Source organism: Paenibacillus sp. FSL R10-2734 (assembly GCF_037963865.1).
Lineage (GTDB): Bacteria > Bacillota > Bacilli > Paenibacillales > Paenibacillaceae > Paenibacillus_AQ.
This window is the reverse complement of sequence record NZ_CP150170.1, coordinates 972,726-996,654: the sequence shown is the minus strand read 5'-3', so window position 1 is coordinate 996,654 and position 23,929 is coordinate 972,726. Positions and strand designations below refer to the sequence as shown.

The window sequence follows — 23,929 nt, the reverse complement described above, 5'->3', positions numbered from 1 at the left end:
TGGAGCCTTCTTTTTACTTGCTCGGTTTATCTATTTAGCCTTGTTTAGGAGGCTGAAATGAACTTTTCAGTGAAACGATAAGATTGAATACGAGATGTCCTGGCGCCGAATATTTACTATCCACATTAAAGTAACCGTGACGGAAGAATTGGAATTTATCCTGAGCCACGCTATCCTTTAGGGCTGGTTCAACAAAACCTTGCAAGATTTCAATGGACTTAGGATTAAGCTGATCTAAGAAGCTAGGCTCCGATTTCTCTACCGAGGAATCCAATCCTTCAACTTCCACAACCTCATCCGCTTCTTCCGCAGAAATCAGAGGCTCGTATAAACGGAATTCCGCAGGAACCGCTTGGCTAGCTTCAACCCAATGCAAAGTACCTTTTACCTTGCGACCTGTAAATCCGCTGCCACTCTTCGTTTCTGGATCATACGTACAATGCAGCTCCACAACCTCGCCATTCTCATCCTTAATAACCTCATTACATTTGATGAAATAAGCATGCTTCAGACGCACTTCATTGCCAGGGAACAACCGGAAATATTTGTTCGGCGGATTCTCCATAAAGTCATCACGCTCCACATAAATCTCGCGGGAGAACGGAATTTGGCGTACACCCATTTCCTCATTCTCTGTATTATTCTCTGCTTCAAGCCATTCCGTTTGGCCTTCAGGGTAGTTAGTAATTACAACCTTAAGCGGTCGCAGCACAGCCATTGTACGCGGTACAGTTAGCTTAAGATCTTCACGGATAAAGTGCTCCAGCATTTGCAGGTCCACCAGACCTTGGCTCTTGGAGATCCCCGCCTCATACACGAATTTACGAATCGCTTCCGGGGTATATCCTCTGCGGCGCAGACCGGAGATCGTCGGCATCCGTGGGTCATCCCAGCCGTCCACATGTCCTTCATCTACAAGCAGCTTCAGCTTACGCTTACTAGTCATCGTTTGAGCCAGATTCAGACGGCCAAATTCATATTGATGTGGGACAGCTGGCATCTCACATTCAGCTACGACCCAATCGTAGAATGGGCGTTGATCTTCGAATTCCAACGAGCAAAGAGAGTGAGTGACTCCCTCAATAGCATCTTCTAGCGGATGAGCGAACGTATACATTGGATAGATACACCATTTATCGCCTGTATTATGGTGATGTGCGTGTGTAATACGGTATATTACAGGATCACGCAGGTTAATGTTCGGGGAAGACATATCGATCTTGGCGCGAAGTACCTTCTCACCGTCCTTGAATTCGCCTGCACGCATACGGCGGAACAGATCCAAATTCTCTTCAATGCTACGATCACGATATGGACTATTCTTTCCTGGCTCCGTCAGCGTTCCCCGCAATTGGCGAATTTCATCCGCACTGAGGTCATCGACATAAGCTTTGCCCTTCGTAATCAATAATTCGGCACGCTTGTACATCTCCTCGAAATAATCCGATGCAAAACGCAGCTCTTCCCATTCATAACCGAGCCACTTCACATCTTCCTGAATCGAGTTCACATACTCCATATCCTCTTTAGCCGGATTCGTGTCGTCAAATCTTAAGTTAGTCTTACCACCGAACTCGTCCGCCAGTGTAAAGTTAATCCAGATCGCCTTGGCATGTCCGATATGTAAATAACCGTTCGGCTCCGGCGGAAAGCGTGTGACAACTTCCTTAACTTTACCTGTACGGAGGTCTTCGGTAATAACATTCTTAATAAAATTGGAGGGGGTGCTACGGTTCTCCACAGCTATCAACCTTTCGTTCTGTAGTGTTACACTACTTCTTGTATAAACATGTTTCCTACTAATATACCCGTTAACCGTAGATTGTTCAATAAAAGGGAACATAGGACATAGATCATTTTTTAGCATCTTTAGACCTTTTGACTTCTGTCTGGACGATAGAGTAGCATGATAATCATAAGAAATAATCCATAATCATACATAAGGCCTTGTGCCGAAAAGGAGGCAACCGCTTGTTTAATTATGTCATCGATGAAGAGCTTATGTTAAAGCCGCTTATGCCAGAGCACGCTCGCCATTTATTCACGTTAGTAGAGCACTCGCGGGAACGACTAAGACAATGGCTCCCTTGGGTGGATGCCGTTACGGAGCAGGCTCACACTCTAAATTTCATCAAAAATGCGGTTAAACAAAGCACCGACAATGGTGGCTTTACCGCTGGGCTATGGGTTCGCGGTGAATTAGCAGGTGTAATTGGGTATCATCAGATTGACTGGCATAACCGATCCGTCGGGATCGGTTACTGGCTTGGTGAAGGATATGAAGGCAAAGGGTATATGACTAGTGCCTGTCGGGTTCTAGTGGACTATGCACTACTGGAGATGGAGCTGCAACGTGTAGAAATTCGCTGCGCGACCGGCAATGTTTCCAGCAGGGCGATTCCAGAACGGCTTGGATTTGTGCTTGAGGGTGTGATTAGACAGGTAGAGAAACTGCCTGATGGCTATGTGAACCACGCCGTATACGGTTTATTGCGTAGTGAGTGGCAGCTGCTCGGCTAATTTACGTAAACAAAGAAGGGGCTCTCCCAAGCAGCCATTTCATGGCTTTTAGGACAGTCCCTTTTTTTCATCCGTACCTTTCGCTGGACTAAAGGAAACCTGCATGGGTACAGTTTCTTGAGCAGATATTCTCCTCATTAAATCCTAAATCTGCGAATGTACAGGTATATCCTCACTTATAGCTCGGTGACTTCATCTGAAGTAAGAATACCTGCAGATTTGCAGGAATCATTGCTTTAACCCTCCGCGTATCATAAAAAAATGTACTTTTGCAGGTTTATTCGTAAGCTGTCCCAGACAGGGTCTAACTCTCTGGCATACCTAGTTGTTTCCTAAACTTGTTCCGAACTACGGCAGAGAGAACGTCCAGCTCCACAAGTTCTGCCAGAGCAGCTTCCTCTTGAAGACCAGCCTGCATTAAATGCAGTACATGCGCCACGGGCGCATTACCAGCTCCATTTTCTTTTTTGACAATTGCATCTCCGGTTGAAATCTTTCCTTCACGAAGCACACGCAAGTAAAACCCACTGTATCTGGTATCCAGCACTTGAGCTGGTAAATCCGCAGGCCCGTGCTTTTGTGAGATTTTGAAGCAAGGATATCGTGGCTGGCTCACCTGCAGCAAAGTAGTGCCTATTTCGTACACGTCGCCAATGCATACCTCTGTCTCCAGAAGCCCCGCTGTTGTTATATTTTCTCCGAAGGCTGAGTATTCGAGCTTCTTCCCAAGCTGCTTCTCCCAGTAGGCATAATGCTCGATGGGATAGGCACAAACTGCCTTATCAGGGCCCCCATGATGTTTAAGATCTGCTTGGCCATCTCCATCAAATCCGCTCACTTGTAGTTGAATTGATCCCTCTACAGGCATTTTATAAATCCCAGTCTCCAAAGGCTTGCCCCGATAATCCACCGTTACCGGCCGCCCCACATTAAGCGAGATGATCTCCATATCCTTTGCCTCCTGTCAGCATGCAGTACATAAATATCTCATCCACGTAACGGCCGCCAAGATAAAACTCCTCCCGCAGACGTCCCTCTTCCACAAAACCGCATTTACGATAAAAAGATAGCGCTGATTCATTACAGGATAATACGCGTAGACGAAGCTTACGAATGGCATGCCCCGCAGCATGTTCCTTAATGGCCTCCATGAGCTGTCGGCCAATACCTAAACGTTGATAATCCGGATGAACCGCAATATTGACTTCACACACATGCCTATTACTCTCCATTCGACTAGGACAGCCAAACCCAACATATCCGCACAGCTTGTCATCCTGTAGCGCTACTAGCTGCGAACCCGGGGGAGCATTCAGTAGATAATCCTCTTGGGAACGCCACATTAATGGCCCCGGGCTAGTGTCCTCCGTCCAGATCATATGGTCCAGATGAATCAGTTCCCGCACATCTTTGATCTCTGAGAGCCTTATTATAAACCTATCCCTATTGCTTAGTTTCATAAAGATGTACACCCCTTGCCTCGCACCTCTATAGAATTCACAGCAGATCAACTAAATCCACCATGCATAACTACCCTGTAGTCCGCTCCAGCGAATTGCCTCGGCGATTAATATACGCATGAACGAGGAAGAATCCTACGGACAGCAGCGCCATCGCACATGCCAACCATGCGGTAGGCGCTAAGCCCCCGCTATCGTATAACCTACCCATTAAATAGGGTCCAATCACCCTGCCGACTGCCCCCATGCCTCCACTTAGCCCTAAATAGAATGGGGCACTGCGTCCCGCATGATCCGAAATAAAGGAAGGCATGGCTGGAGATATCAGCATTTCCCCAAGCGTAGCGAGTACCATCCCAAGCACTAGCCCTGAATAGGTCGGCATCCATAGAAGAACAGCATACCCACCCAAATAAAATAGAGCACTTACTGTCATTTGCGCCGTTGAGGTAGACGCGAACCAGCGTTTAATCACCGTTACGAGCGGCTGCGCCGCAAAGATAAGAATACCGTTCAGCGTCCAGAGAAAACCATAGGTTTTCTTAGGCCAGCCTTCAGAAATAATGAATGGAGATACTCCTGTATTCCAAATAGAGTTCCCTAACAGCAGGAACATGGAGGCAATCCCCATATAAAGATAAATCCGTGTATGCCCCATTAGCTTCCATGTGGATTGTTTCTCAGGACCAGCCTTCTGGTGTTCTGCGACCTCCTGTGAAGAATCTCCTCCGACTTTCTTGAGATATACAAAAAAGAATACCGCAAATACCGCTGAAGTTACGCCGTTCATCACAAAGCTGAGCATATAAGAAATATCGGCCAGAAAACCACTTAACGCCGTACCCAGTGCTACTCCAATATTATTGGCGACATAAATAACATTAAACAGCTCTCCGCGCTGCTTCGTAAAACGAAAGCCGATAAACGCCTGAATCGCAGGTAATGACAGTGAATTAAAAAGTCCTACTAGTCCCATTGCGGCCATAAACAAAATCCAGTTGTTACTTGCTGCTGGCAAAGTGAACAGCGCAAGTGCATTCATGGCCAGCGCTCCGACAATCAGCCGGTTTACACCCACCTTATGATAGAGTGAGCCCCCGAGTAATTGACCCACGATCCCTCCAACCGATTGAATAAGAATCACTAGTCCAGCATCCGACATGCTGCGTCCAAGCTCATCAAAAACATACATCGTGACAAGTGGCCACATCAATGCACTACCCGTTGCGTTAATAAGGCTGGCGATTAAAAATATTTTAACTTCTTTAGGATAAGCCTGTAAAAACTTCATAAGTAGTGTACATCCCCTGTAATATATGTGTCATTATTCCATCCAGTATCATCCCAAAACAGGGCTTGGAGCAAGCAAACACATTGACGTTGCATCGTGATAAAGTCACTGTATACTCTACCTCTTATTTCGGTCTAACTTCTACCGTAGCTGAGAAAAAAGCGGCTCCGTTCCCCATGGATCAGGGCGTCTATTTATATTTTATAGTTGCCGCTGTCGTCCGTAAAGCAGACTTATTAAAACGAAGTGATTCATTATTACATAATCAGGGTAATAGAGCCTAGAAACACTCCCCCTTCTAAAATTCGCCGTGCATCCGAATTCGTTCCCCCGAATTCGATTACATCACGGCGAATTTTGTGTTGTCTATACAGCAAAAAGCACCCCTCGAATGATTCTAAGGAGTGCTCTATAAGATAGGTTTAGGCGTGTTTTTTCACAGCGCTGCCGGACTTACTGTCTACGGATTGAATGGCCGCAGGCTCTTTACGCAGGTAAGCCATCCAATAGGCTGCCGCAACAAATATCGCACCGCCCGTCAAATTGCCTAGCCATACCGGTACAAAGTTTTGGAAGTATTCTCCCCATGAGAAATACCCTTCAAAAATTGCAGCTGGGATTAAGAACATGTTGGCTACAACGTGCTGGAAGCCGATAGCTACAAAAGCCATAGTCGGGAACCAGATACCGAGGATTTTGCCACTGAAGTTATCCGCCCCATAGGAGAGCCATACCGCCAGAGCTACGAGCCAGTTACAACCGATACCGGAAACAAATGCTGGCAAGAATCCAGCCTCTAGCTTATGTCCAGCCATTTCGACTACTTTCTCCAAATACACACCGTCTGCGGTTAAACCCACCACATGACCGAAAAAATAAGCTACAAACAAAGCTCCAGCTAGATTGCTGAGTGTAATCAATACGAGATTCTTGATAACTTCCCAGAAAGATATCTTCTTGGCCATAAAAGCAAGCGGCACGGCCATCATATTGCCTGTCAGTAGTTCTCCTCCTGCGAGCAGTACCAAAATCAATCCAACAGGGAACACTGCAGCCCCAATAAAGTTAGCAATGGATCCCCATTCTTGTGGTGCGCCAGCAATGACGCGAATATCCAGTAAAAATCCGAGCGCAATAAACGCTCCTCCCAGAAAGCCCAGAATAAGTACGGTACTTAAAGGATTGTGAGCCTTTTTAATGCCGTTCTCGACTGTTACTGCGGCAATCTGCTGCGGTTTATTATAAGCCATGATTCTTATCCCCTTCATCTATTTACTTAAAATTTGTTCCTTTATGACCATTGTAGCGTGTCACAAAACACATTAACGTGATAATTATCACTTAATGAAAAACTAAGTGAAAGTTTTCACTGACATGTCAAATTTAGCGTGATGCTTACATAATTACAAATGTCAGAATAGGATCCAAATTATTTTAAAGGTAAATAGTACCACTTTTCACATCGCAAAAAAACCGAAGCCATAAATAGCCTCGGTTCATTCGCCTGATTATTCTTATGCAATTACGTTACACCGTTACGGTTTCTTTACTTGATACTGTTGTCGGCAGCGATTGAAGACCTACTGTATTCAGGAAGTTCCAAGGCTTGTTGTAATGAGGTTGGAAGAAGAAATCAATGAAGGCAAGTTGGTCAATCGTCATTTTATTTTGAATACATACAGACACTGTGTTGATCGATTGGGTCAGATCCATCTTGGACATGATTTGTGCTCCGAGAATACGGCGTGTAGCGCGATCAAATACTACTTTTAATTGGACCTGCTCGAAGGTTGGCATGAATTCTGGACGATAGTTGTCAATAATCATGGTAGTCTCTACGTCTATTCCCTCAGCCTTGGCTCCTTCTTCAGTAAGACCGGTAGCAGCGATATTGTCTTCATAAATTTTAATGCCCGAAGTCCCTTGAGTCCCCATATAAGGAATTGTCTCTGTCACCAAGTTACGTGCAACCAAGGTACCCATCCGTACGGCATTTGTGGCAAGTGGAATATACGCATGCTTACCTGTAGGGTTGTAATGAATCGCACAGCTGTCACCAGCGGCATACACATCTGGGCAACTAGTCTGCATATAATCATTGACCAAAATTGCACCATTAGGCAGCATATCCACTTGACCCTTTAAGAGTTCAGTATTTGGACGGAAGCCAATGCAGAGAATAACAAGATCCGTCTCATGCTCCCCTTCACTTGTGATAACCTTGGTAACTTTACCGCCTTCGCCAGCAAAAGCACTGACCTTCTCATTTAGAGCCAATTTAATTCCATGATCCTTAAAGGATTGTTGTATCGGTGCAGTGAACTCTGGGTCCAAATATTTATTCAGAATACGATCCTCACCATCGATCAGTGTGACTTGCTTCCCGTTCATTTGGAAGGCTTCCACCAATTCAACGCCGATATAACCAGCGCCCACGACTGTGATTTTGTTTGCTTGTTTAGCTTTTTCTATAATGGTGTTGGAATGGTCATAGTTCTTGCAAAGTAAGACACCTTCCAGCTCAAGTCCTTCCAGCTTCGGAACAATCGGCCATGAACCCGTAGTCATAATCAGCTTATCGTAGGTATCAGCGAACTCCTGTCCAGTTGTCAAATTACGAATGCGAAGCGTTTTGGACTTCGTATCCACTTCGGTCACTTCATGGCGCATGTTGGTCTTTACACCAAGCTCTGCAAGCTTATCTGGGGAAGAATAGAACAGCCCGTGTGGATCTTTAACTACTCCACCAACGTATAAAGCAATTCCGCAGGATAAGAAGGAAATATTATCATTACGCTCATACACAGTGATCTCGGCATCCGGGTAAAGTTGAGCGGTATTTACAATTGCGGCAGTTCCAGCATGGGTACATCCAATGACAGCTACTTTCATTATTTCTTCCTCCTTCAAATGGACAATCGGGTTATATAATTGGACTTGCATGACCGATCAATTATCGAATCTGATCAACAATGGGTTAGTTGTGATTTATTTCACTTTATAAACTGATTATATTGTGATATTTATCACATTACAAGTCTTTTTCACCTATATCCTCAGATTGTTCACAATTTTAAATATTTCTTTCGCCACCGCTGCCGAGTGCGGTCTCATTAGCTTTGCCATGAAAGTAGGGCATTATGTTCTAATCCCGCAGGATATACTTTCTTATAACACGCAAAAAAAGGCTCCCCCTAATACAACAGGAGAAGCCTGATCATAAACTAAATTTACACTAAACCGTGAATCTCGCCATCCTCATCCATCCATAACGCCTCAGCAGCTGGTTTAGCCGGTAGACCTGGCATCGTAACGATATTGCCCGTGATGACTACAGCAAAACCTGCACCGAGCGAAAGGGTGATATCACGTATGCCAATGGTGAAACCTCCAGGAGCGCCAAGTAATCTAGGCTGGTCCGAGAAGGAATAGGGCGTCTTCGCCATACATACTTGAAGATCATTTAATCCGAGTCGCTCGATCACTGCTAGGCTGCGTTTCGCCGCAGGAGAAAAGTTAACCTCTGCACCACGGTAAATTTCATGCACGATCTTGGTGATCTTGGAAGAGATGTCGAGATCATTCTCGTACAAAGGAGTAAAGTGCTCGGTGTCGCTGTGGTCCAGAAGCTTCTTCAGTTCTGAAGCCAACTCCTGTCCGCCCGCACTACCTTCTGCCCACACCTTAGATATAGCAGCAGGAACGTTCAAGCGGCGACAAGCTTCCACTACATCATTAATCTCTTCTGGGCTGTCGCCTTCAAAATGATTAATGGCAACAAGAACAGGTACCCCAAATTTGCCGAGATTCTCTACATGACGTTCCAAATTAGACAATCCAGAGCGCAGTGCCGTCCGATTCTCAGTTTGGAGCTCATTCTTAGGCACACCCCCGTTATATTTCAGGGATTTTACCGTCACGACAAGCACAGCCGCCGATGGCGTTAGTCCGGCTTGCCGGCATTTAATATCCATAAATTTCTCTGCACCAAGATCCGCTCCGAAGCCTGCTTCCGTGACCACTACATCTCCCAGCTTCAGTGCATAACGAGTACCGATAACACTGCTGCAGCCATGTGCGATATTCGCAAATGGGCCGCCGTGTACAATCACTGGAGTGCCCTCCAGGGTCTGCACCAGATTAGGCTTGACCGCTTCCTTCAGCAGCGCTGTCATTGCTTCAACAGCTCCTATTTGCTCGGCCGTTACAGGCTGACCTTCTTGGTCATAACCAATCAAAATGCGGTTCAGACGCTTCTTCAGATCACTCAGATTATCGCATAGGCATAACACGGCCATAATCTCAGACGCTGTCGTAATCTGAAAGCCGCTTTCCCGTACGACTCCATTTCCATCTCCGAGCCCTGTCACGACGTTCCGCAGACTGCGATCATTCATATCCATCACGCGTTTCCAAACGATACGCTGTGGATCAAGCCCCAGCTTATTACCTTGGAAGATATGATTATCAATCATCGCAGATAATAAATTATGCGCTGAAGTCACCGCATGAATATCGCCTGTAAAGTGCAAATTAATCTCATCTGCCGGAACGATCTGCGACTTGCCGCCGCCAGTGGCCCCTCCCTTCATGCCTAAGCATGGTCCGAGGGATGGCTCGCGTAAGGCAGCTACCGTCTTTACACCTGCTGCGTTCAGCGCCTGTGCCAGTCCTATGGTTGTTAAGGTCTTCCCTTCACCAGCAGGGGTGGGATTCACCGCAGTGACCAATACCAGCTTGCCATCTGGCTTGTTCTTCATGTCCTCCCATAAGGACGGCGAGAGTTTACTTTTATATTTTCCGTATAGTTCCAGATGCTGCTCGTCGATTCCCGCTTGTGATGCTACCTCTGTAATTAACTTCATGCTTGTATAAAACCCTCCTGCCGTTATTATCCTGCTGCATTCCACGCTTTATGCATATTTTTTGCATGGGCATTACATTCTCTTCAAAGGATACATGGTCTCTGTAAAGCGTCAAGTATAATTTATCACATTGAAATTCAAGGCGACTATTCCTTAGTCCTATGTAAAAAAGAAAATCCCGTCGAGGCTCGGCCAAAGACCGAGGTCGAAAGGATTCTTATCAAATAACAAATCATCAGACCCTAAATGGCTACAATAAGGACTCAATATGTTCTTTCATCGTTTCTGGCGATTCCTTCGGCTCAACACGAGCCACTACATTACCGTCGCGATCAATAAGAAACTTCGTGAAATTCCAGCTAATATCGCTGCTGTCTCCAGTACCCGGCTGTTGCTCTTTTAAATAATTAAAAAGAGGGTTGGCATTCGGCCCATTCACATCAACTTTGGCAAATACGGGGAAGGTGACACCGTAATTAATCTGACAGAATTCTTCAGCTTCTTCACTTGTACCCGGCTCCTGACCAGCGAATTGGTTACAGGGGAAGCCTAATACTACAAGCCCCTGATCTCCATACTGTTCGTAAAGCTTCTGAAGATCTCCGTACTGCGGTGTAAGTCCACATTTGCTGGCTGTATTGGCAATCAGCAGCACCTTGCCTTCATATTCCGTAAAGGATACTTCTTTACCCGAAGGTGTAACGCCGGAAAATTTGTAGATAGACATTGTGCTTCCATCCCTTCGTATGTTTATCGACTTTCTTTCATTTTCATCTTACCCTATCGCTGCCGGAATGCAAAATGTGATGATCCTTATCTCTCTGGATTCTCCGAGCATTGCTGGTGTATTATCGCTCGCAAAGCGGAACCTCCTCGAAGGTACCCGATGCAGGAAAAATTCGAAATGTCTTGAATTCGAACCCTTGCAGGCTTACTTCCCTGCGGATACCAAGCGAAGGAATGCTGACGATGGTGAAACCGCCAGAGCCGGTCGGCTCAAACAGACGGAGAATGTACCCGTCACCCTGCTCCTCTTTCTTGAACGCACTGAGCTGAATCCGCTCATCCTCCAAGACGATAAAGGATTCTAGGTGTTCCCCTTCTCCTGACGGGAAGAAGGACAGTGCGTATGGCTGCTCGTTATGAGCCAGCGCCTCCCGGTCGATCACTTCTTTTCGGTCAGCAAGCTCTCCGGCATTCAGCCAGAAGGTATAGCTGCGCTCGCCCTGGTCCATCCGTGGCAGGAAGCGATCCTGCACCATGATCGGACGATCGCCGATCGGGTGGGCGCAGTAACCCGCACCGCGCAGAAGCGACAGACGCACCTCTCCTTGGCGGAAATCCCCGCCGTATGTTCCGTTATTGATGCAGGTAACTGCCATGTTCTGAGCCAGTTCTTCCACCGCGATCCACTTCTGGGCCACGACTTCATTGCCCTCCCCGTTCAGCGGATTCACGCCAAAGGCCGTTTGACCCAGGAAATCCCCTTGCTCAAGAACAGTAGGAATAGACAGCTTAAGCAGCTTGTCCTTCTCATTCCAGTACACACGCAGCTCGACTTCAATCTCAGTGCCTTGCTTAGGCAGCTTGTAAAGCTGACAGATGCGGGAATTCCCGTAATGCAGTACGGCCTCAATCACCGTGCGAACCGCTCCATCCTCAATGACCCGTACAGCCGGGAGCGGATTCTTCACGCCTGAGAAAATACCGCTCTCATCTTCGCTCATCAGCTCAAACACGCCTTCTACGCGGTCAAAAGTGATGGTATCCATTCTCCATGGATCTTCATTATCCTCCAGCACCAATGCAGCAAACGCATTCTGGCGCAGGTACGAGACCCCTCTGACCGTATATTCATCCATCCGGCCAGTCTTGGCATTAATGACCACGCGCAGCTCGTCAGTCTCAAACCGGAAAATGCCCTCCCGCTCTGTAAGCTGCGGAAGTGGCTTCTCCGCCACCATTGCGATCCGGCTGTCGAAGCGATTCATGGAAGACGGGGCGAGCACTGCCTCGAAGACCACTCGTTTGCGCCAGTCCAGATTCAGGTTGCTGCGCTCTTTCTCCGGCTGGCAAGGGAGCAGCTGTCCATCGCGGTAAACCATAGGCATGGAGAGCTCCTCGTTCCAGTTCTGGTCCTCCAGCATAAATTCACATTCAAATACACCCTTAACCGGGAACGGATGCGGATTATAGATCAGAATCGGATATTCCTTGAGCGCCGCCTTGGGCTGACCCGAGGCCAGTGCGAAGAAGGCTCTGGCCTTCAGGCGCGCAGTGATTTCCAGTCCGTGGTCGATCTGGCGCAGCGAAGCCTCTTCCGCTGGCTGCACCGAGGTGCCAGGAAGAATGTCATGGAACTGGGCAGTGAGCAGATCGCACAGCGCTTCATGCAGCTCACCCGCGGGATACTTCAACAGGCCTTGCAGCGCCGCCGTCGACAGCATTTTTTCGGTCATGAACAGCTCATTTTCCAATTGACGGTGTTTCTGCTTAATCCGGATCATGGATGTGTAGCAGCCGACAAACCGGGGATTGAGATCGCCCGCAAAGGACGGTAAGTCTACCGCTCGCAAGTCCTCGAAATACGCTTCCGGTGTGGAGTGAATAATCTCAACATCCTCCCGCTCCGCCATCAGCTCGCCGATCTGGGTGAGGTCAATGCGCGACGGTCCGCCGCCATGGTTCCCTACTCCCCACAGCACAAGCCCGGTGTCCGCATCACTATGATCGCTGAGCCACCGCTCGATCTTCTCGCAAGTTTTGCCCATGAGTGTGTTGTAGCCACCTTCGATTTTGTGAGCCATCACCTTCGAACCGTTGTAGCCTTCCCAGATGAAGTCCCTTGCAGGAAGTGCTTCCATTTCGTCAGGACGCATGAAAATATATGAATCATAACCGGCCTGCTGGAGGACTTGTACCAGCCCTCGGGTATGCCCAAAAGAGTCAAAATTGATCGCAGTCGTTGGCTCTGCATCGAATTTCTCCCGGAAATAGGCTTTGCCCAGCAGGATCTGACGGACGAATGACTCACCGGAAATCATGTTGCAATCGGGCTGCAGGTACCACCCGCCCATGATCCTCCATTTGCCTTCCTTGACCAATCGCTGGATGCGCTCGAACAGCCTCGGCTCGTACTCCTCAATCCATTTATAGAGAATCACTTCATTATGATTGAAAACGTATCCATCATACTCCTCGCAAAATTCCGCCGCCGCGCGAAAGGTTGATACCGCTGCTGCAGCCCCTTCCTCCCATTCCCACTGCCATACAGGATCCAGGTGGGCATTGCTGAGCAAATGCAGTCTTTTCATTCTTGCCGCCTCCTTGAGTAATATAATCCATCTCTCATTACCATTGTGAGGCCGCGCAGCGCCGGCGTACATTTCCAAATCACACGTTTATTTGTCCAATTATGATATAATCGTTTCAAAAAAAAAGGAAAGAAGCCAAAATGAAATTGGAACTCAACGAGTGGAAAAGCGCTCTTCCGCCTGTTTTCAATAGATTATGTCATGAAATACGCGTGATGGACGTTGCTATCCAATGGGTAGATATCATTTTTGAACATATTGGCACCGCCAGCAAATGCCCGCCTCATGTACATACCTGGTTCGAGTTTAACTATGTGCTGACCGGACAATTGGATACGCGGTTTGACGGGGAATCCATCTGTGTACGGGAGAATGAATTTTTCCTGATTCCTCCGGGCATGGTTCATTCCCATACATACACCCGGGGCAATCCGCATGAGGGGCTGTGCTTCCGCTGGCGCATTCGCCGCGCTGACGGGGAGAGTGAGGACTTAACTGGAGATTCCTTATACTCACGGCTGACAGGGCTTCATAGATGGAAACCCGGCGCTTATCGTGATAATGATGGCTTTGGCCCCATGCTGATTCATTTCTTGCGGGAGGCCGCCATGAACCGTTCGGAACTGGGGCTGCAGTTGCTGCTCGTCGGATTGCTGGAACAACTCTGTCACCTTCAGCAGTCGATGGAGGGACAAACGGGATTGTCCAGAACCCATCAGGACCCGCTGGTCCGTAAGGTGGAGATCTATCTGGAGGATTATCAGGGAGATCGCCTGAGTGTAGCCGAATTGGCTGCATCACTGCATATGAGCTACGGTCATCTGTCCCGGCAGTACAAGAAGCTGACAGGACTAACAATAGTGGAACGAATGAACCAAATCCGGCTTGAAAAAGCAGCCGAGCTGCTTCGCCTTCCAGACGCACTCGTCTCCGAATCGGCAGAACAAGCGGGTTTCTCCGATCTCAGCTACTTCAGCAGGGCATTTAAAAAGCATTACGGACTAAGCCCGCTGAGCTTCCGTAAGCAGCAGCTCGGAATGACGGTAGACACAAGCGAAACAACGAAAAGAAGCAGCCCTGAATAATCTCAGGACTGCTTTCTATAACTCTGCTATTTGGATACTGGAACTACATCATAATATTCTTCCAACGTAATCCCTTTGTCCGCTATATAAGCAGCTATATCCTTGCCCACATAACGGATATGCCAAGGCTCATATTTATAACCTGTAATGTCCTGCTTACCTTCTGGAAAGCGGATGATATAACCATATTCGGTTGCATGCTGCGCTAGCCACTCAGCTTCCTTCGTTCCACCGAAACAGCTCTCCGCAGCACATTTGCCGTCACTTCCTGAGACATCGATAGCAAGCCCTGTCTGATGCTCGCTATAGCCAGGCACGGCACTGTAAGTACGAGCCAGTTCTTCTCCGTCTTTCTCAACATAACGATTAAACAGCCTCGTTTGGGTCTCCTTAGAACGGTAGGCCGAAACGCCAGCCAAGTAAATCCCGTCTTCCTCTGCGCCTGCGAACAATTTCTCTAATGCTTCAGCAGCTTCCTTGCGCATCATACGCTTCTCGATCTTCTCTTTAAACGTAAACCGCACATCCGGATAGACAAGATCGGCTGGTTTATAGTTATCTGGCAGTCCATACTCCTTATTTACCATCACAGCTATGCTATCAGGCTCTTTAAAAGAATTATCAGTGCTACTACCCTTGCCATTACTGTCCGATTCAGATGGATCAGAGGGATCCGTTGAATTAGATGGATTAGCTACCACAGGATCCGTTAAGCCCCCTTCGGCGCTATTACCGTCTTCACCAGGCTTAGCTTGAAGATTATCCTGTACATTTATATTTGACCCGCTATTGTTCGACGCAGAGGGTGAAGTTGTCGTATATTTCCCGATTCCCCAACCCACTGCAATAACGACAATCAACAAGCTCACTATTTTCAATTTTTTAGACATCTGCAAGATCTTCCTCCTCGAAGTCGAAACACTCTATTTATCTATTAGACAAGCTTTCCTTCAAAAATGTTACACTAAGATCCTTTTTTAGACAAATATCGCTCAAATCCATCCACAAAATAAAGTTACCATAGGGAAGTTAGCTTGTCCGCTAACTTCCCTATGGTAACAAGTTTTAGTTATGAAATTCCACTTACTTTATCTGGAAGTGCCTCTGCCGCCGCTTTTAAAGCCGCCGGAGCTGCCTCGTCCACCGCGTGAGGAACCAGCACTTCCGCTGTTGCGACCGCCTTTACCAGCGCCACCCTTGGCACCGCTGTAGCCGCCTTTGCTACCTTTACCGCCTTTGCCGCCGCCTTTAGACGGACCTGCACCGTAGCCGCTACCTAAGCCGCCTCGTGGTGTGCCGCCAGCGTAAGCACCGCCGTCTGCGCCTCTGGCTACGTTCTCACTGTAGCCAGTGCTTGGGCCGCCCTTCCGGTTCGCACCGCGCGAACCAGCGCTAGGCGCTGCTGCGTTGCCGCTGACTGACGCATCGCCTCTGGAGGCGGCGGCGAAGGCGCCATAGCCGCCGCCTACTCGCACTACGCCGGCAGCCTTGCCGCCGCCCTTAGGTGCGCCAGCGTCATAGCCGCTGCCGCCACGCTTGCCAGCCGCCGCATCGGAACGACCACCGCGGCGTCCTTCTGCAGGCGCGCCCCAGCCGCCTGCTTCCTTACCGCGGCCGCGGCCACCTTGCCGCGCGCCGCCTTCGCCGCGCGGAGCACCGCCGCGGCCAGAGCCGCCGGTCTTCGGTCCGCGGCCCGTGCGCGCTGCTTCAGCGCCGCCGCTTTGGCGACCGCCGTGGCGTCCGCCGCCTTGCACCGCGATGAATTCGCCAACGCCGAATTCATCCTTGTCGTAACGGCGACGATCCAGGCGCTGCGAGATGCCGTGCTCGATCAAGTCCAGACCATCTTGCTCACGCGGAGAAGTGAACGTAATTGCAAGCCCTTTACCTCCGGCACGGCCTGTCCGGCCAATCCGGTGAATATAGCTATCCACATCAAGTGGCATATCATAGTTAAAGATATGAGTAATACCTTCGACGTCTAGACCCCGAGCCGCTACATCTGTGGCTACAAGAAGCTGCAGCTTCGCATCACGGAATCTTTTCATCACACCCTCACGCTTACCTTGAGACAAATCGCCGTGCAACTCATCACAATCATAACCTGCTGCTTGAAGAGCTTCATTCAGCTTGGACACCCGCCGTTTGGTCCGGCAGAAAATAATAGCCAAGTAAGGACGATCCCGTTCAATCAATGCTTTAAGTGCCTCTTCTTTATTACGATCCGAGACTTCAACTACTTGCTGCTTGATATTATCTAGCGGAATCGGTGAACCACTCTTAATAACGATATCCAGTGGCTCTTTCATGTAATTAGCAGCGAGGCGCTTAATCGGATCTGGCATAGTTGCAGAGAACAACATCGTTTGGCGACGATAAGGAACAGCCGTAATAATGGTCTCAACATCCTCCAAGAATCCCATATGCAGCATTTGATCCGCTTCGTCCAGAACGAGCATCTTAACGCCACTAAGGTCGAGTGTTTCCCGGCGCATATGATCTAACAGTCTGCCTGGTGTACCGATAATAAGATGTCTTCCACCTTCTAGCTTACGCAGCTGTTTCTCCACATCCTGACCACCATAAACCGCCAATATTTTGATGTCTGTATGACGAGCCAGCTTCCGAGCCTCTTCTGTAATCTGCAACGCCAACTCACGTGTCGGAGCCAAAATCAGCGCCTGTGGATAAGCTCGCTCAGTATGGATCTTGTCCATAATCGGCAGCAAGAAGGCCAATGTCTTCCCTGTTCCTGTCTTTGCTCTGGCAATCACATCAAGTCCTTGCACCAATGGCGGAATTGCTTCCTGTTGTACTGGTGTTGGCTTAACGATGCCTTGACCTTGAAGCAATGTACACAGTAATTCTGAAACACCTAATTCTTTAAATCCCGGCAAATTCTCCACCTCACTATTTTCTCAGTTTAATTTGATTCCATCTCTTTCTTAACTTCCGTCTTCCAAAGCCCTATTCAGGCAGCCGATATCGACTGTCCTTTTAGGGGCGTATGCTTCCGATTCAGCTATATTCAAACAAAAGCGGAAGAACCCCGTCACCGGCATCCTTCCGTCCCTTGTATCCCTTGACCCGTTAAAAGAGTGCGGTCAAAGTTCGGTTTCTGGGCAGCAGCGATCCACCGGACGTTTAGACGGCACTCCATTTGCGTTCCATTCCACTTTATACAATAGAAGTAAAGTTAAGCTTAGAAAGTTATCCTTTATATTGTACTTGATAGAACGGCATTTGTGTGAAACTGCAGAATAATAATTATTCTATCCTGTAGCTCTAAGTTAGAACCTTCCCGATTTAAAAATCGCAAAGATCAACCACAGGAACATCAGAAGCGCAACTACGCCACCAATCTCCACTGTAGGGAAATTCCATAACACTGAAGGCTGACCGCGCATCGCAGTGCCAATAATAAGTCCAACCATGATGATACTGAACGCAAGCATCACAATACTAAAGGCTAAGCGGTTCCCTACCCGGTCCAGCTTTCGCTCCAGATGCTGTAGCTCAGGTGCCACAATCTCTACCTTTAGCTTTCCCTTAGTAATTAGCGCGGATAGCTGCTTAGCCTGCCCAGGAAGCTCCAGAAGACTCTCCGTTAAATCGGCTACGCCTCCGAGGATCTTGCGTTGCAATCGGGGACCACTAAATCGCTGCTTCACAAGTTCGCGTCCAAAAGGTTCTGCCATTTCTAAAATGCTAAGCGTGGGGTCTAAGTTGCTAATGACACCCTCAAGCGTCAGCATGGTCTTGCCCAGCATCGTTAGATCCGGGGGAAGGACTAATCGATGCTTTCGAGCGATTCCAAACAGATCATTCAGTGCTTTGCCTATGCTCATCTTACTGAATGGAACATCATAATACTCATCTCGCAGTCGATCCATATCATTATGGAGCGCAGCTCGATCCGCATCCTCAGGGATAACTCCAAGACGCAGTATTGCCCGGACCATAGCATCCGTATTTTTGCGCATCAGCGCGATGATAAGCGCAGATAACTGCTCCTTCATTTCCTCGTTCAATCGCCCCATCATGCCAAAATCAATCAAAGCCAGCTTCCCATCAGCCATCCGTATAACATTCCCTGGATGAGGATCTGCATGAAAAAAACCATGGATGAAGATTTGTCTTAGCATCATTTCCACGAGCTGTTGAGCAATAGTCTTAAGCTTAACACCGTTACTCAGTAATTCTTCACGACGACTCAGGGTAATCCCTACCACATATTCCATCGTCAGCACCCGTGCTGACGTATGATCCCAATAGATATCTGGGATGTACACTCCGTCATAATCCATCTGCTGGGCAATTTTCTCTGCATTACGCCCTTCTTGGCTGTAATCCAGCTCGCCGAGCAGAGATTTCGAGAATTCCTCTACCATACGGGACAACTGATATTGCTTTGCCCAGCCTAGCTGCTTCTCAGCAAGGGCGCTTAAATCCTTGAGAATTTCCAAATCTCTGCTCATCGTTCGCAGAATGCCAGGGCGCTGAACTTTAACAGCCACGACCTGCCCACTGTGAAGAACAGCTCTATGGACTTGACCGATCGATGCAGCGGCAAGAGGAGTATCCTCAAAGGAATTGAAGATTTCATCCATACGTTGATCCAGTTCATGCTCCACAATAGTGCGTACGCGCTCCACAGGGAACGGGGGCACATTATCCTGTAGTTTTACCAATTCTTGAATAATAGAATCAGGCAGCAGATCCGAACGGGTACTAGCGAGTTGTCCGAGCTTAATAAAGGTCGGCCCCAAATCCTCCAACACCAGCCGAATCCGCTCCCCGAGCGTAAGACTTGTATGTGCTTCATGTGTTACAAGACGGCGTGGAAGGGATAGTAAATGATAGAGCCCCAGCTCCTCCACCATATAGCCAAAACCATGGTGCATAAGCGCCATGGCAATAGACCGGTATCGTCCGGCATGTCTAATGCGTACTGCCATTTAGTCCGTACGCGTTTCCGCCGATGTTCCTTCTAGATGGGAAATCCCGTCCAGCTCGGCCAATCGACGCTCCAATACAGCAATTCGCTCTTCCAGCTCGTCAATATCATTTTGTACAGGAATCTTCATTTCCTTCAGCACACGTTGTACTTGCTCCTGTACAACAGACTTGAACATGCCTCGCTCATCCTCACCGCGTTCAATCAGCCGATCAACGAGAGCCTTAGACTCCGATGGAGCAAGCTCCCCGCGCTTCACTAGTTCTTCAACAACCTTTTCTACTTTTTCTTTACTAACAATGGTGAGGCCCACTCCTAAGGAGATCGCTTTTTTAAACAAATCACTCATAGTACTTTCCTCCCAATGATTCCGTTTCATTACAAACGGAGTTTATGATTAAAGTATACCCCACTGTGTACATATTTCAAAAAAACGCAACATCCCTTAATTATTTATCGGAATACGTGCAGCCCAAGTAGCGGCTTGCAAGATTAGCTTCCGAAGCGCAGGGTGGCGGAAGGATGGCTCATGATGACCAGGCATAAGGAAGACTACTCGTCCTAAACCATAGCTGTGGCACCATGCCGCAGGCAACCATTCACCATTAGATTCATACTGAAGTAGAATAGTCCGTTCTGTAAACGGATCAAATTCGAAGTGAAAAGGCTCCTCATCCAATTGGAAATCTTCGATACCCTCTGTAATGTCATGCTCTAGCACCTTAAAGTTCATCGGCTCGTAAGCCGAATGACCATTAAACCGGCCACCGATCAACTGAGCCAATTCGTTACGCTTCGTCAATGAAGCTCCTGTATGAAGAACAATCAGTCCTCCACCACCGCTCACATAGCTAAGTAAGCCAGCTGTTTGCTGAGGGGATACGGTTTCGTTCCACAATTCGTTGTAGGCAATACATAAGTCATAACTTGCCAAATGCTCAATGCGCATCAATTTTTTATTTTCCGAACACTGCACAGTTAATAAATCATTTAAGATTTCGCTAATTTGTTGGTCCACTCCTTGAAGTGGATGGAAACGGGGATGGGTGTAATCACCAAGTAAAAGACACTTTCTTTTGTCCATGGGGATCCTCCTCCTTATTCTTTGTTATTATTCGTCACATGTTGCCTATATTCTAAGGAAAACTGCTGCGAATGTCCATGCAGATGGCAGGTTTACTACTCTTAAGGTATCTAATTCCGGGTAAAAAAGCATCCCCAACCAGTGTACCCGGCAGGAATGCTTTGTGTGGTAACGACAATCTTGTAAGACTGCCGCACACTATGGTCTAGCGGTTCGCCGCCACATATTTGCCCAATTCTACAATCATACTCCCCATCCGTTCATGCTCGGGCATGATGATACGCTGTACGCCCTCTTCCTTAAGGGCCTCAGAGGTAATACGCCCTACAGAAACAGCAAGCACTTTATCCTCGAAAGACTTCAGCATCTCCTCCAGCTTGCCCTGTTCCCGAGCAAATTGAGCGAGAAAACGAAATTGTGGAGCACTTGTAAAAGCCACAGCATCAATCTTGGCTTCTGTGATTTCCATAAGCAGTCTTTCAAGCTCACCTGATTCTGGTGGAGTATGGCGATACGGCAACACTTGACGGGTATTCGCCCCAGCCTCCTGCAGCCACGCGAGCATACGAGGAGCTGGATCGCCGTGCAGCTGCAGAACGACATCCTTACCTTGCAAATCTAAGGATTGAAGCCCACGAATCAGTCCAATCGTACTTCCGTCGTCGTCGCGAACCTCTGGCGTAAGCCCTCTTTTTTTCAAAGCATTCACTGTCTTATAACCCCGTGCGGCAATAATAGAACCAGATAGAACTTCTAAGAAACGATCGGCAATATTTAGGCGTTCAGCCGTTTCGAAGAGAGCATCCAGTCCCATGCCTGTAGTAAGGATCACCAAGTAAGGAGGATGGCTAATCCATGCATTCAATCCTTCCTCCAATGCCTCATCATCAAGAAATACAGTACCCTGGGCAGGTCGGCATAACGCCGTCCCCCCCATATTTTGGACCAGCTTGGTCATTTCTTCCGATTTACGTGGACCAGCCAAGGCGACCGTGAACCCTTTCAATTGCTCTGCCATGTACTATTATCTCTCCTCTCTCCGTTGCCTAACCCAACATTATTGTTAATCAGTATACTTGCAAAGGAGTGCAAAAGGAAAGATAAAAGCATCGTTCTCCTATCTGAAATATATATTATTGCTAGGAAGAGTGTATTTTAAAGCTGCTCACAAGCTTTTGCAGTTCCTCCGCAAGACGGCTAAGATCGGTAGATGAAGACGCCATCTCTTCAACGGAAGCAAGCTGCTCTTGTGCTGCAGTTGCGATAGTCTCTGTATTCACAGCCGCTTCTTCAGTGATGCCGCGAATTTCTCCAATAGCCTTCTCCATATGATCTGACTCCACCAATAAGGTCTGTACAGCCCCGCCCATTGCCTCAATCTTCTCCGCGGCACTCTTAACCGCTCTACGGATACGGGAGAAAGAGCGTCCGGAAGTATCTACGGCCTCAATCCCTTCGGATACGCGCTGTTTTGTATCTTCCATTGTATGGGTCACAAGTGTCATTTCACTATTAATAGCGGTAATCTGTTCTGCAATCAGATGCGCCGATCTCTCTGATTCCACTGCCAGCTTGCGCACTTCGGCAGCAACAACCGCAAATCCACTGCCATGCTCCCCGGCTCTAGCTGCCTCAATGGAAGCATTGAGCGCCAGCAGGTTCGTCTGACGGGCAATACCTGTGATGACCCCGACAATACCCTCAATTTGACTAGCCCTGTCATTCAGCTTGTCGATTACACTGCCAAGCTCTCCCACCGTTTCCTGGATACCATTGATCTTATCCACCACGCTGATGACTGAATCATTTCCTTCTGAAGCAGAGAGCGAAGTCTTATCCATCATCGCAGATACCTGCTCCATATATACGGAAATATGATCCACTTCGCTTGTCGTCGCCGCAGTACTTTCCATTCCTTTTCGCACACTGATCACTTGCCGTTCTGTACCTGCCGCTACCTCCTGAATTGCTATCGTCATCTGTTCAATCGTTTGGGCATTCTGATCAGCACTAGCTGTCAGTTCTTCAGCTGAAGAGGAGACATTGCTCGTCATGTCCTGCACACCTATGATCATCTCCCGCAGGTTGAGCACCATTAATTGAAAGTTCTCGGCAAGCATACCAATTTCATCTCTGCGGAAAACCCCCATGTCCACGGAGAGATCACCCTTCGCTATCACCGCAGTTGCTTTCCGCAGCCGGAGAAGCGGCCGCAAAATAGATTGAATATTAAAATAGATAACGATCAGTGCAACCAAAACGGAAACTACGATAACAAGCAGCGCTGTATTGCGAATTCCACTCGTGGCAGAAGTCACTTCGTCTATGCTTATCGTACCTCCGATTCTCCAGCCCGTAAGCTCATTCACCATAAATGTCATCTTTTTGTGCGTATCCTTGTAGAGATAATCAAAAGAACCTTGATCTTCCTCGAACATTTTCTTTATAAAATCATCGGATGTTTCTTGCCCAATAACCTCTGTTGGATGAACAAGATACTTCTTGCTATTATCAAGGATTGTAATATATCCTTCCTTGCCAACCTTAGTCGAAGTCAAAGCTCCTAATGCAGATAGGTTGAGATTCAAGGTAACCACCCCGTCTCCACTCTTTAGAACCGTTGATATCGCAATCGCCGTTTCCTGATTTACGGTTTGAAAGGCGGGAGAGATCACAACACCTTTTCCGTGCTTCAGAGAATTAACATAGGCACTTTCCTGCCTTGGATCGTAGTCTCCAGGTAGCTTGGCGTCCGAACCATGAATGGATTGCCCCCTACTTGTACTAACATAAATGTCCAACACATCAGGATGTAGCACAGCATATTCCTTCAATCTGGCTTTCACAGAAGCTGTATTTCCAGTTGCCTCACTATTGGTTCCCTCAGCAGTGAATTCAGCGGCAAAATAAGAAACAGCATCAATTTTGGATTGAATATTCGAGTTGATGATTTCGTTTACTGCCACAACACTTTCAGTAGCATTGCTCACCAGCTGATCTTCCACTTCATGGCTAGCAGATTGATAGGTTCGCCAACCTATAATGATACTGGGCAGCAGCAGAACTAGTAGGTATGTAAGAATTAACTTGGTTCGGATAGTCATACCCGCTTTTTTGTTCATAGATGTCATCACACTCTCTCTCTTCAAGTCTTAAAGAAGGACATATTTGCCAAACTTAATATATAATTATATATCCTCCTTTGGAACCGATTTTCCTCCTATCTTTCTTCATTTTTCTCATCATTCTTAAGAATTGTCATATAAACGCAACAAAAAGACCGCTTTAAAGGAAGCGGTCTGCTCAAATATACCTATTTACTTATCATTACCGCAGCAAAAGGTCGGTTCTTT

At 47.7% G+C, this 23,929-nt stretch carries 19 protein-coding genes; 3 read left to right on the top strand and 16 right to left on the bottom strand.

Translation table 11 applies throughout. From position 1 onward, the window contains the following. Window positions 1–34: 34 nt before the first annotated feature. Window positions 35–1,741, bottom strand: coding sequence for a glutamine--tRNA ligase/YqeY domain fusion protein (locus NSS67_RS04525; RefSeq protein WP_339320501.1), 1,707 nt, complete (start codon window positions 1,739–1,741; stop codon window positions 35–37). A 230-nt stretch (window positions 1,742–1,971) separates the two neighbouring features. Between NSS67_RS04525 and NSS67_RS04520 the strand changes: the two genes are divergently transcribed. Next, entirely contained in the window at window positions 1,972–2,520 is a 549-nt protein-coding gene (locus NSS67_RS04520) for a GNAT family protein (protein ID WP_339318513.1), read from the top strand. A 304-nt stretch (window positions 2,521–2,824) separates the two neighbouring features. Here the strand turns inward: NSS67_RS04520 and NSS67_RS04515 are convergent, their stop codons facing one another. From NSS67_RS04515 to NSS67_RS04505, 3 genes are all read right to left on the bottom strand, one after another. Next, window positions 2,825–3,469, bottom strand: a complete 645-nt coding sequence (locus NSS67_RS04515; RefSeq protein WP_339318512.1) for an MOSC domain-containing protein — start codon at window positions 3,467–3,469, stop codon at window positions 2,825–2,827. Next, window positions 3,450–3,980 (bottom strand): GNAT family N-acetyltransferase, encoded by a 531-nt coding sequence (locus tag NSS67_RS04510; RefSeq protein WP_339318511.1) that lies wholly within the window; start codon window positions 3,978–3,980, stop codon window positions 3,450–3,452. The genes NSS67_RS04515 and NSS67_RS04510 overlap by 20 nt, the downstream gene beginning before the upstream one ends. Window positions 3,981–4,050: 70 nt before the next feature. Beyond that, entirely contained in the window at window positions 4,051–5,271 is a 1,221-nt protein-coding gene (locus NSS67_RS04505; protein WP_339318510.1) for an MFS transporter, read from the bottom strand. A gap of 83 nt (window positions 5,272–5,354) precedes the next feature. Here NSS67_RS04505 and NSS67_RS04500 point away from each other — a divergent pair, with 83 nt between their 5' ends. Beyond that, a complete protein-coding gene (locus tag NSS67_RS04500) occupies window positions 5,355–5,555 on the top strand; it encodes a hypothetical protein (RefSeq protein WP_339318509.1) in 201 nt (66 codons plus the stop codon). Between the two features lie 138 nt (window positions 5,556–5,693). Here NSS67_RS04500 and NSS67_RS04495 read toward each other — a convergent pair whose 3' ends face one another. From NSS67_RS04495 to NSS67_RS04475, 5 genes are all read right to left on the bottom strand, one after another. Beyond that, the gene (locus tag NSS67_RS04495) at window positions 5,694–6,521 is read right to left on the bottom strand and encodes a formate/nitrite transporter family protein (RefSeq protein ID WP_339318508.1); all 828 of its coding nucleotides are present in this window, start codon (window positions 6,519–6,521) and stop codon (window positions 5,694–5,696) included. Window positions 6,522–6,798: 277 nt separating this feature from the next. Next, window positions 6,799–8,163 carry an FAD-dependent oxidoreductase gene (locus NSS67_RS04490; protein WP_339318507.1) on the bottom strand — a complete coding sequence of 455 codons (1,365 nt, stop codon included), beginning with the start codon at window positions 8,161–8,163 and terminating at the stop codon, window positions 6,799–6,801. A gap of 338 nt (window positions 8,164–8,501) precedes the next feature. Continuing rightward, on the bottom strand, window positions 8,502–10,136 hold the full coding sequence (locus tag NSS67_RS04485) for a formate--tetrahydrofolate ligase (RefSeq protein ID WP_339318506.1): 1,635 nt from the start codon (window positions 10,134–10,136) through the stop codon (window positions 8,502–8,504). Between the two features lie 250 nt (window positions 10,137–10,386). Next, window positions 10,387–10,863 carry a glutathione peroxidase gene (locus NSS67_RS04480; protein ID WP_339318505.1) on the bottom strand — a complete coding sequence of 159 codons (477 nt, stop codon included), beginning with the start codon at window positions 10,861–10,863 and terminating at the stop codon, window positions 10,387–10,389. Window positions 10,864–10,984: 121 nt separating this feature from the next. Then, complete coding sequence (locus NSS67_RS04475) at window positions 10,985–13,450, bottom strand: glycoside hydrolase family 38 C-terminal domain-containing protein (RefSeq protein ID WP_339318504.1); 2,466 nt, start codon at window positions 13,448–13,450, stop codon at window positions 10,985–10,987. 140 nt (window positions 13,451–13,590) lie between these two features. Between NSS67_RS04475 and NSS67_RS04470 the strand changes: the two genes are divergently transcribed. Then, entirely contained in the window at window positions 13,591–14,535 is a 945-nt protein-coding gene (locus NSS67_RS04470) for an AraC family transcriptional regulator (RefSeq protein ID WP_339318503.1), read from the top strand. A gap of 26 nt (window positions 14,536–14,561) precedes the next feature. Here the strand turns inward: NSS67_RS04470 and NSS67_RS04465 are convergent, their stop codons facing one another. The 7 genes from NSS67_RS04465 to NSS67_RS04435 form a co-directional block, all read right to left on the bottom strand. Continuing rightward, a complete protein-coding gene (locus NSS67_RS04465) occupies window positions 14,562–15,425 on the bottom strand; it encodes a M15 family metallopeptidase (RefSeq protein WP_339318502.1) in 864 nt (287 codons plus the stop codon). Window positions 15,426–15,623: 198 nt separating this feature from the next. Next, entirely contained in the window at window positions 15,624–17,432 is a 1,809-nt protein-coding gene (locus NSS67_RS04460; RefSeq protein WP_339320500.1) for a DEAD/DEAH box helicase, read from the bottom strand. A gap of 393 nt (window positions 17,433–17,825) precedes the next feature. Further along, window positions 17,826–19,493, bottom strand: a complete 1,668-nt coding sequence (locus NSS67_RS04455) for an AarF/UbiB family protein (RefSeq protein WP_339318501.1) — start codon at window positions 19,491–19,493, stop codon at window positions 17,826–17,828. Then, window positions 19,494–19,841, bottom strand: a complete 348-nt coding sequence (locus tag NSS67_RS04450) for a polyhydroxyalkanoate synthesis regulator (RefSeq protein ID WP_339318500.1) — start codon at window positions 19,839–19,841, stop codon at window positions 19,494–19,496. A 96-nt stretch (window positions 19,842–19,937) separates the two neighbouring features. Then, window positions 19,938–20,576, bottom strand: coding sequence for a ThuA domain-containing protein (locus NSS67_RS04445; protein WP_339318499.1), 639 nt, complete (start codon window positions 20,574–20,576; stop codon window positions 19,938–19,940). Window positions 20,577–20,781: 205 nt separating this feature from the next. Then, window positions 20,782–21,594 (bottom strand): uroporphyrinogen-III synthase, encoded by an 813-nt coding sequence (locus NSS67_RS04440; protein WP_339318498.1) that lies wholly within the window; start codon window positions 21,592–21,594, stop codon window positions 20,782–20,784. Window positions 21,595–21,715: 121 nt separating this feature from the next. After that, a complete protein-coding gene (locus NSS67_RS04435; RefSeq protein ID WP_339318497.1) occupies window positions 21,716–23,680 on the bottom strand; it encodes a methyl-accepting chemotaxis protein in 1,965 nt (654 codons plus the stop codon). Between the last annotated feature and the right edge of the window lie 249 nt (window positions 23,681–23,929).